The sequence below is a fragment of the Antribacter soli genome (assembly GCF_021568775.1).
Classification (GTDB): domain Bacteria; phylum Actinomycetota; class Actinomycetes; order Actinomycetales; family Cellulomonadaceae; genus Antribacter; species Antribacter soli.
Window position 1 is genome coordinate 1 of sequence record NZ_JAKGSG010000038.1, and the last position, 8,360, is coordinate 8,360.

The window sequence follows — 8,360 nt, forward strand, 5'->3', positions numbered from 1 at the left end:
GCGCCGCGGCCGCCCCGCCGCCCCGCCCCCCCCCCCCCCCCCCGCCCCCCCCCCCCCCCCCCCCGGGGGGGGGGGCCCCGCCCCCCCCCCCCCCACCCCGATCCGGAAAGGAGCGCCATGCGATACACGGCCATCGACGCGGGGCTGATCCGCGTCGCCGCCTTCGTCGACTCCGAGCCCGGTCCGAGACCGGACTCCACCCCGCAGGACGCCCTCGCCTGGGTGCGACGGACCTGGCGCGAGCCGTTCGCCTCGGCGGTCGAGCTCGCCAGCCCAGACCTCGCCGCCGAGGTGGCCCGCGTCCTGTCCGACGACGATACGACCAGTGCCACCAAGATTGCCCGTGCCCTCGGGCGCTACCTGCGCCGAGCCACCAGGCGAGCCACCCCGTTCGGACTGTTCGCCGCCGTCAGCCCGCTGACGTGGTCCGCCGGGCCGAAGGCCGACGTCGGGACGGGCGGCACCATCTGCCCCCGACCGGACACGACCTGGCTGAGCGCCGTCGTCGACCGCCTGGAGGCAGACACCGATTTGCTGCGCCGCTTGACCGTGGTGCGCAACGACCTTTCCGTCGTCCGCGACGGGCGCCTCGTCCTGGACTTCCAGGCCACAGACGACGTCCCGGACAGGACGCAGGTCACCGAGGTGTCCGTGGCGCTCACCCCGGCGGTCGAGACGACACTCCACGCGACGGCAGACCCGGTCCCAGTCGCCACACTGGTCGACGCCTTGTGCGACCGGTTCCCCGGCGCTGGCGCCGAGGCCGCCGAGCGCATGGTCGCCGACCTCGTCCGACAGCGGTTCCTGACCACGAGCCTTCGCCCGAGCCCGACCGACCCGCGACCCCTGGACCACCTGACCTCGACTCTGCGCACCGTCGGCGCGTGCGAAGTACCCTCCGCGGGGACCGCCGCGTCCATCCAGCGGCTCACCGACGCGTTCTGCCCGGTACCGCTCGAGACGACGTCGGCGTCCGACTGGCGGCACCTTGCACACCAGATGCGAGCCGTAGAGCCGCACGACCGTCCAGTGTGCGCCGACCTTGCCGGAGGCCCCGCCGTCGTGCTGCCCAGGCGAGTCGTCCGGGAAGCCGAGACCGCCGCCGGGCTGCTCGCACGCCTTGCCCCCGCCGCCAAGGGCAGCACTGTCTGGCGTGACTACCACCAGCGGTTCCTCGAACGGTACGGCCCCGGAGCCCTGGTGCCGTTGAACGACCTCGTCGGAGCGCACGGCCTGGGCCTGCCCGCCTCATACCGCGGTACCCGGCTCCCGCTCCCCACGCCAGCGTCGGTCTCCCGGCGCGACCGTGCGCTGCTCGACCTGGCGCAGCGCTGCGCCTTGGATCGCACTACCGAGGTCGTCCTGGACGAGGACCTGCTGAGTGTGCTGGCGTCCGACGACCTGGACCGCGTGCAGCGCGACCTGGAGGTACGCGCCGAGCTGTGGGCTCCGACGCTGGACGCGGCCAGCGAGGGGGAGTTCCTCCTTCGGGTCGTCGGCGTGTCCCGGGCCGCCGGGACGACGGTGGGACGGTTTCTGCCGGTGCTCGACCCCGCGGACAGCCTGCGCATGAGCACAGCCCTCGCTGCGGTTGGGCCGTCGCAACGCGGGGCGATCCGAGTAGAGGCCGTCCTACCGCCGGTGAACCGTCGCGCCGGTAACGTGACCGCAGGCCTGACGGTGCTCCCGTACGTCCTGGACCCTGCTGGGACCAGCGGGCGAGCCGGCCGGCTGGCGTGGAGCGACCTCGCGGTCACCGCCGACGCCCACCGGATGATCCTGTGGTCGCTGTCTGAAGACCGAGCCGTCGAGGCAGTCACGTTCACCGCGATCGAGTACATCAACGCCGCACACCCGTTGCAGAGGTTCGTGTGCGAGCTTGCCGGCGCGCCGGTCGGGGCGGTGGGCCCATTCGACTGGGGCGGCGCCACTGCTATGCCGTTCCTTCCCCGCGTCCGGGCAGGACGCGCGGTCCTGGCCCCGGCCCAGTGGCGGCTCACCGGGGGTGACATCGACTCGACGGACGGAGGCTGGCGCGAGTCCCTGATGGTCCCCGCGCTGGTCCGCCTGATCGACGCCGACCGGCGCCTGCGGCTCGACCTGGACGACGACGCCGACCTGGCCCTGCTCCGCGAGCACGTGGCCCGGAACGACACGACATACCTCGAGGAAGACCCTGGCGACGACGGGTGGCTGGGCCGCGCCCACGAGCTCGTCCTGCCGATGGCCGCGGTCGACCACATGGCCCGGCGCTCCCGCAAGTCGCTGGCAGTCTCCTCCACACCGAATATGCCCGGGTCCGGACGCTGGCTGAGCGTCAAGCTCTACACAGACCCCGACCGGATCCCCTCGGTCCTGACAGACCACCTGCCGCGCCTCTTTCCCGGGCTGACGCCTCAGCCGCGGTGGTGGTTCCTGCCGTACATCGATCCGGAGCCGCACCTGCGGCTGCGGATCGCCGCGACCTCGGGCGAGCACTCGGACCTGCTCGAATGCGTGGGCGCCTGGGCGCACGACCTGTACGAGCGTCGGCTCGTGTCGCGGCTCGTCGTCGACACCTACCTGCCCGAGACCGGGCGCTACGGCGACGGAGCCGCGCTGGACGCGGTCGAGGACCTCTTCGTCGCCGACTCGCACGCCGTCATGGCCCAGCTTGCGGCCGCGCCCTCCGACGCGCGGCGCGCGCTGACCGCCGCGTCCCTCGTCGATCTCGCAGCCGCCGTCGTCGGCGACGAGGACGCGGGCTGGGAGTGGCTGTTGCGCAACGTCGAGCGGAAGCGGCCCGGCGACAACAGAGAGCGTCCCGTCGGCGTCCGCCGGCTCGATCCTGACACCGCTCGGAGACTGCCGGGCCTGGTGGACGCATGGGCACAGCGCGCGGACGCCGCCGCCCGGTATCGCCAGGTCCTCGCCGACCGCGGCGTGAGTCCCTCGGCTGTGCTGCCCGACCTGCTGCACGTGCACGTCGTCCGGGTGCACGGCTCGGTCCCCGGCCTGGAGGCGGAGATCCTGTACGCGGCACGTCAGGTCGCGGCCTCGCTCGTCGCGCGTGACAGGAGCCGAGCATGAGCGCGCTCACCAGCGGCGTCAGCCAGGACGTGGCTCTGTCTGTGGTCGACGACGTCGCCCACCGGTTGTCCGACCCGGCTGACGTTCGAGTGGGGTCGGGACGACGTCGCGGGCAGTCGCTCGGCGGGGGTGCGGCTGGGATCTCGCTGCTGCACGTCGAACGCGCACTGACCGGCCACGGCTCCTGGGACTCTGCCGTGGCGTGGCTGCGACGTGCCTGCTCCGAAGACCTGTCCGTCGGCGTGAACGCGGGGCTCTTCTTCGGCGCTCCGGCCGTGGGACACCTGCTGCACTGTGCCCAAGCGGCCGACGTCGTACCCCGGCAGGCGATCGAACGGGTGGACCGCGCAGTGGTGGGGCTCGCGACGGCACGCCTCGCCGCGGCCGAGGAACGCCTCGCCGGGGCTGGTCGTCGCCCGCCGCTGGCAGAGTTCGACCTGATCCGCGGCCTGGCCGGGCTCGGTACCTACCTCGTGCACCACGTCCCCGGGCACGACGTGACCGGAAACCTGCTGTCCTACCTGGTCCGGCTCTCGGGCCCGCACGCGACGCCCGACGACCTGCCGGGCTGGTGGTCCAACACCGCACCGAACGGTGAGAGAACTCCCGAGTACGCCGACGGGCACGCGAACCTCGGCCTCGCCCACGGCGCCGCCGCACACCTTGCCGTCCTAGCGGTCGCGTTGCGCAGTGGGGTCGAGGCGCCCGGACATCGAGATGCGATCCGCAACGTGTGCTCCTGGTACGACCTGTGGGCGCGGTCGGATGAGCAGGGCACCTGGTGGCCAGGTCTCCTGACCCTCGGGCAGGCCCAGGGTCATGAGCCGTTCCCCGAGCGGAGGCAGCGACCGTCGTGGTGCTACGGGAGCGCCGGGATCGCCCGCGCGCTCCAGCTCGCCGGGCTGGCGCTCGACGACTCCGACCGGGCCCGCGGTGCTGAGGCCGTCCTGCTCGCGGATGCGGACGACCCGTCTCAGGTGGCGGCCCTCGACGGGACCGGGCTCTGCCACGGCACAGCCGGGCTCCTGCTTTCAGCGTGGCGTACCGGGACGGAGGCGACCGGGCCGGCACTTCTCGAGGCGGCGTCCGCCCTCGCGGCGGACGTGGCCAGGAGTCTCGATGCCACCTCGGACCTCACGGAGCTCCTGGACGGCACCGCCGGAGCCGCGCTCGCACTGCACACCGTCACCGTCGACCACTGGGAGGCACAGTGGGACTCCTGCCTGCTCCTGAGCTGAGCCGCTGCTCCGGTACCCGAGCGAACTGGACCCAGCTCAACCTCCGCCTGCCGGACGGCATCGAGACCGACCAGTTCCTCGTAGCCGAGCTGGGCCCGACGATGACCCGCCTCCAGGACGGAGACGCTGTCGGGCGGTGGTGGCTCCTGCGAAAGCCGCCAGGGCTGCGCGTCCGTGTCCGAACCGTCGGTGGAGCCGCGCCGGGCGCGGCGCGGGACGTTCTCGACGACCTCGTCTCCCAAGGGGTCCTGACGTCCTGGCACTCGGCCATATACGAGCCAGAGCGACGCGCATTCGGTGGCACGGCCGCACTGGCCGTCGCCCACACCCTGTTCTGCGACGACAGCCGCAACCTGCTCGCCTACCTGACCGGGACGACCACCGACTCGGCCGAGCAGCGCGAGCACCTTGGCCTCCTCCTCGTCGCCTCCCTCCTGCGCGGGGCCCGGCTCGACTGGTACGAGCAAGGCGACGTGTGGAACCGGGTAGCCCGCCACCGCGCTCATGTCGCGGGCACCCCCAATCAAACTGCCGTCGACCGGACCCGCCGCCTGCTGTCGGTCGACATCCACCACCTCACGAGCGACGCGACCGTCCCACCGGCATGGGTCGCCACGTGGACACATGCCTACCGGGACGCCGGCGCGGCGCTGGCCCGGCTGGACGCACGCGGGGCACTGACCCGCGGAATCCGGGCCGTCGCCGCTCACCACGTCCTGTTCGCCTGGAACCGCCTCGGCCTCAGCCACGATGCCCAGGCACGCCTCGTCCTGCAGGCGACCATCGCCATCTTCGACGAGGAGATCTCATGAACCGAGCCGCGACCGCCGACCTCCTCACCGGAGCCCGCCGATGGCTGCCCCTCGTCCAGCGCCCCCGGCCCGCCGCAGTCAGTGCCGTCGAACGAGTCGCCGAGCTGCGCGCCACCACCGATGCCTTGGGCGAGAACCCCGACCCGGCCGCACCCGCCGCCGTCCTCAACAAGGCGGCGCTCCTGCTCTCCGACGCGGGACACTCTGACCTGGCCCACCACCTGTGCTGGCAGCAGTTCGACGTCTATCAGACCGCTGGTCCTGGCAACGCGAGCGGCCCCACCGCAGCCCTCCAGCCGCTCGTCAACATCGCGCGGCTCCATACCCGGGCGGGCGAGGCTGATCGCGCCTACGGAATCCTGGACGACCTTCACCTCGCCGTCCTGGACGGGGGCACAGCGACGATCGACGGCCGACACGTGGACCTCGCGGCTCTGATCCGTCCCGAGGACCACCAGCAGGCCGCAACCTTCACCTGGAGCGTCCTGCTCGCAGACGGCACGAGAGCACTGGCACAGGCAGGGCGGTGGACCGAAGCAGCCGACCGGGTTCGAGACCACAAGGGGATCGGCGACCGGCTCTTCGACGGTCGCCAGGCGCAGGTACTTGCACTCGCAACTACCGGGCGCACGGCGGAAGCCATTGCGCTCCTTGACGCCAGCCACGTCGCCGAGCCGTGGGAAGAGGCCGTTCTCCTCACCCTGCGTGGTCTGTGCTGCGCGCTGTCCGGCCAACCAACCGGGGTCACCGTCGAGCGAGTCCAACCGGTGCTTGCCGCTCTGGACCAGGACCCGGCGCTGATCGTCTTCCGGACACGGGTCGCGGCCATGCTCCTCGGTCTGCTCGACGACGCACCGTCGGTCGGACATGCGGCCGGTGCTGTCCTTGACGACCTCGTCGTCCACGCGGACGGATACGCCGCCCACGACCTGCTCGCCGCGCCATGGCTCTTCCCTCGGTTCTCGGTGGGCCAGCGGCGCGTGCTCGACGACGACGTCGCACAGGCTGCCCTTGTCAGCCATCTGTCCGCCAGCCTGATCGACCGACTCCTGTCCACTGCGCGGTGCGCGGCAAACTTCCTCTCTGCGACTTCAGCCGGGCTGAGCACCAAGAATCCCGGGATGTGACGGAGCCTGCCCATACGCTCGGGTAGTGCTTCCCTATGCCGCCCGCGAGAGAGTCGCAATGGTGTTGCGTGAGGTGCGTAACTCGCGACCCCTGCGCGCGCGCCACACGCTGCCCATCGAAGCGGGCCCATGGGGTTCGTATTCCGACGGGCTGGTAGAGCGGCTACGGGAGGTAGCCGCCGGGCTCGAGGCCGTCCCGATCCACGCCTCTTTCGGCAACCTAAACAAGCACGTCGAGTCGGTCGTCGCCACCCGTAACAGCGCGCTGTCCGCCTTGTACGCGCTCGAACCTTTCGCACCGTTCGACCATGTTGTAGGCGATCGGGTACTGCGTGCCCTGGATATCAGCCTCGCTCAGACTGCCACTGCGCTCGCAGCAGGCGTCGAGCCTCCGCGCCCATCGGATCTCTTGAAGATCTGCGACGAGTGGCCGCGCAGGCTACACGCCGGCACGGAGGTCAACCTCAGCACCTTGTACGGACTCGCCGAGGAACCCGTTGACGACATCGGCGACCTCAAGCCCGGGTGGGTGCTGGAAGCATACAAGTACGACGCCGCGCGACTGCTGAACCAGCTTGCGCCCCACCTGTCGGCCCTGGGGCTACCCCCGACAAGCGACTGCCTAGCGATGACGTCGCTGGTCGGCTGGATCGCTGGTGCACCCGACCCAGTCGTCGCCTATGTATCGATGGACTCGCTGACAAAAGGGCTCGCAACTGCGTCACCAGAACTTGCGGACCAGGTCATGGGCTACTTCCGACAGCGCGAGCGAGGTCGGCTCCAAGCGCGCCGTCGGATCCTGCGCACGATTACGAGCGCTGCAGATTCGGACGCAGAGGCCCGCGCGCTGGCGGCTGCCGACATCTACAGGCGCTTCGTCGAGGGGCCTGTGCGTCAGTTCGGCTGGGCGTTGCGCTGCTTGCACGTTGGGGCGTGGTCTGTGCCTCCCACGCTGGGCCGGGTCCGCGATGCGATGCTCGGCGGTGGGACCCTCGCGCGACGGATCGCCGAGGACGCGGTGCTCGTCAGCATGCGCAACGGCGAAGCCCACGAAGACCTGGAGTGGGACGGGGTTCGGAACCACTACGTCGTCGACGGCGAAGCCATCGAGTACGAGAGGGTCGTAGCCGCTTCGGTGACCTCGCTCTCCTTCGACCGTGGCTGCGAAGCGGCGCTCGCCTTCCATCGTGCCTCCAGGCGCCCTCTGCGAGCGGCGGTGTACACGCCCATCGCGGACGACCCGTTCAGCATGTCGAGGTGGGAGCGGGCCGAGGCGTACTTCGGGAGCAACGGCCTCCGTGCTGTCCGAACCGAATTGAACGGCCGGACGGCAAGGGTATGGCTGGCACGGCTGGAGTTCGAGCACATCAACCCCTGCTTCCAGGCGCTCATGTCCGCTCACCAGCTGCTCCCCGAGGTCGAGGCGTTTGAGGTGTACGTCGTCGGATCCGACGAGTGCCGAATCGGGGTGCCCGCTAACGCCTTGTCCGTGAACCTCTCCGTGTGGACTCAGGCCCTCGAGGCCTTCGACCGAATGCCTGTTGAGACTTTCCTACCCACTAACTTCGCTGCACGTTCGAGCGTCGAACCAGTGTCTAGAGCGGCACGCTCCGTCGCTTGGATGGCCGCCGACGGGGTACTCGATGCCCTGGATGGCGGGCCGGAGGCCCTTGACGAGAGCGACGTCACGCTGCTGACCGACCGCCTGCGCCTCGCTGAGGAAGCCATTGAACAGTGCCTGCGCCTGATTCCCAGCACGGGCCAGACGAGGCTGATGGCGGTACGGGCCGCAGTTGGACAAGTCCTCGACGCTCTGCCCGAGCTGGGAACAAGGCCCCTGGACATCGCAGTCGTCGACGCGCTACCGCCTGTGCAGCGGATCCGCCACTCTTGGTCGGTGTGGGGCCCGGTCAAGCGCCACCCCAGTGTGTCGGAGCCTCCGCGCCCCGCACCGGTTGTCGAAGATCTGCCCGGCCGTCGACGGACCGGGCTGAGGATGCACCTTTGAAGTAGCCGAGAACGTGGTAGGGCGTCGTCGACGACGTCACTCTCGACGAGCTATCGGCGATCGCGATGACTGCCGAGGAACAACTTGCCGCACTTCTCGGGAGCGG

Annotated in this window: 5 protein-coding genes; all 5 read left to right on the plus strand. The window is 70.8% G+C overall.

What is annotated here, in order from left to right:
* Positions 1–117: 117 nt before the first annotated feature.
* The 5 genes from L1785_RS13885 to L1785_RS13905 are packed head-to-tail and all read left to right on the plus strand — an operon-like array spanning position 118 to position 8,254.
* Positions 118–3,069, plus strand: a complete 2,952-nt coding sequence (locus L1785_RS13885) for a lantibiotic dehydratase (protein ID WP_236089869.1) — start codon at positions 118–120, stop codon at positions 3,067–3,069.
* The gene (locus tag L1785_RS13890) at positions 3,066–4,307 is read left to right on the plus strand and encodes a lanthionine synthetase C family protein (RefSeq protein ID WP_236089870.1); all 1,242 of its coding nucleotides are present in this window, start codon (positions 3,066–3,068) and stop codon (positions 4,305–4,307) included. The genes L1785_RS13885 and L1785_RS13890 overlap by 4 nt, the downstream gene beginning before the upstream one ends.
* Positions 4,280–5,119 carry a thiopeptide-type bacteriocin biosynthesis protein gene (locus L1785_RS13895; RefSeq protein ID WP_236089871.1) on the plus strand — a complete coding sequence of 280 codons (840 nt, stop codon included), beginning with the start codon at positions 4,280–4,282 and terminating at the stop codon, positions 5,117–5,119. The genes L1785_RS13890 and L1785_RS13895 overlap by 28 nt, the downstream gene beginning before the upstream one ends.
* Positions 5,116–6,246, plus strand: a complete 1,131-nt coding sequence (locus L1785_RS13900; protein WP_236089872.1) for a hypothetical protein — start codon at positions 5,116–5,118, stop codon at positions 6,244–6,246. The genes L1785_RS13895 and L1785_RS13900 overlap by 4 nt, the downstream gene beginning before the upstream one ends.
* 25 nt (positions 6,247–6,271) lie before the next feature.
* Entirely contained in the window at positions 6,272–8,254 is a 1,983-nt protein-coding gene (locus L1785_RS13905; RefSeq protein ID WP_236089873.1) for a hypothetical protein, read from the plus strand.
* The last annotated feature ends 106 nt before the right edge of the window (positions 8,255–8,360 follow it).

Excerpts from the sequence above, each read along its gene's own strand:
- L1785_RS13885 (WP_236089869.1), top strand. The coding sequence starts at position 118 with ATGCGATACACGGCCATCGACGCGGGGCTGATCCGCGTCGCCGCCTTC.
- L1785_RS13890 (WP_236089870.1), top strand. The coding sequence starts at position 3,066 with ATGAGCGCGCTCACCAGCGGCGTCAGCCAGGACGTGGCTCTGTCTGTG.
- L1785_RS13900 (WP_236089872.1), top strand. The coding sequence starts at position 5,116 with ATGAACCGAGCCGCGACCGCCGACCTCCTCACCGGAGCCCGCCGATGG.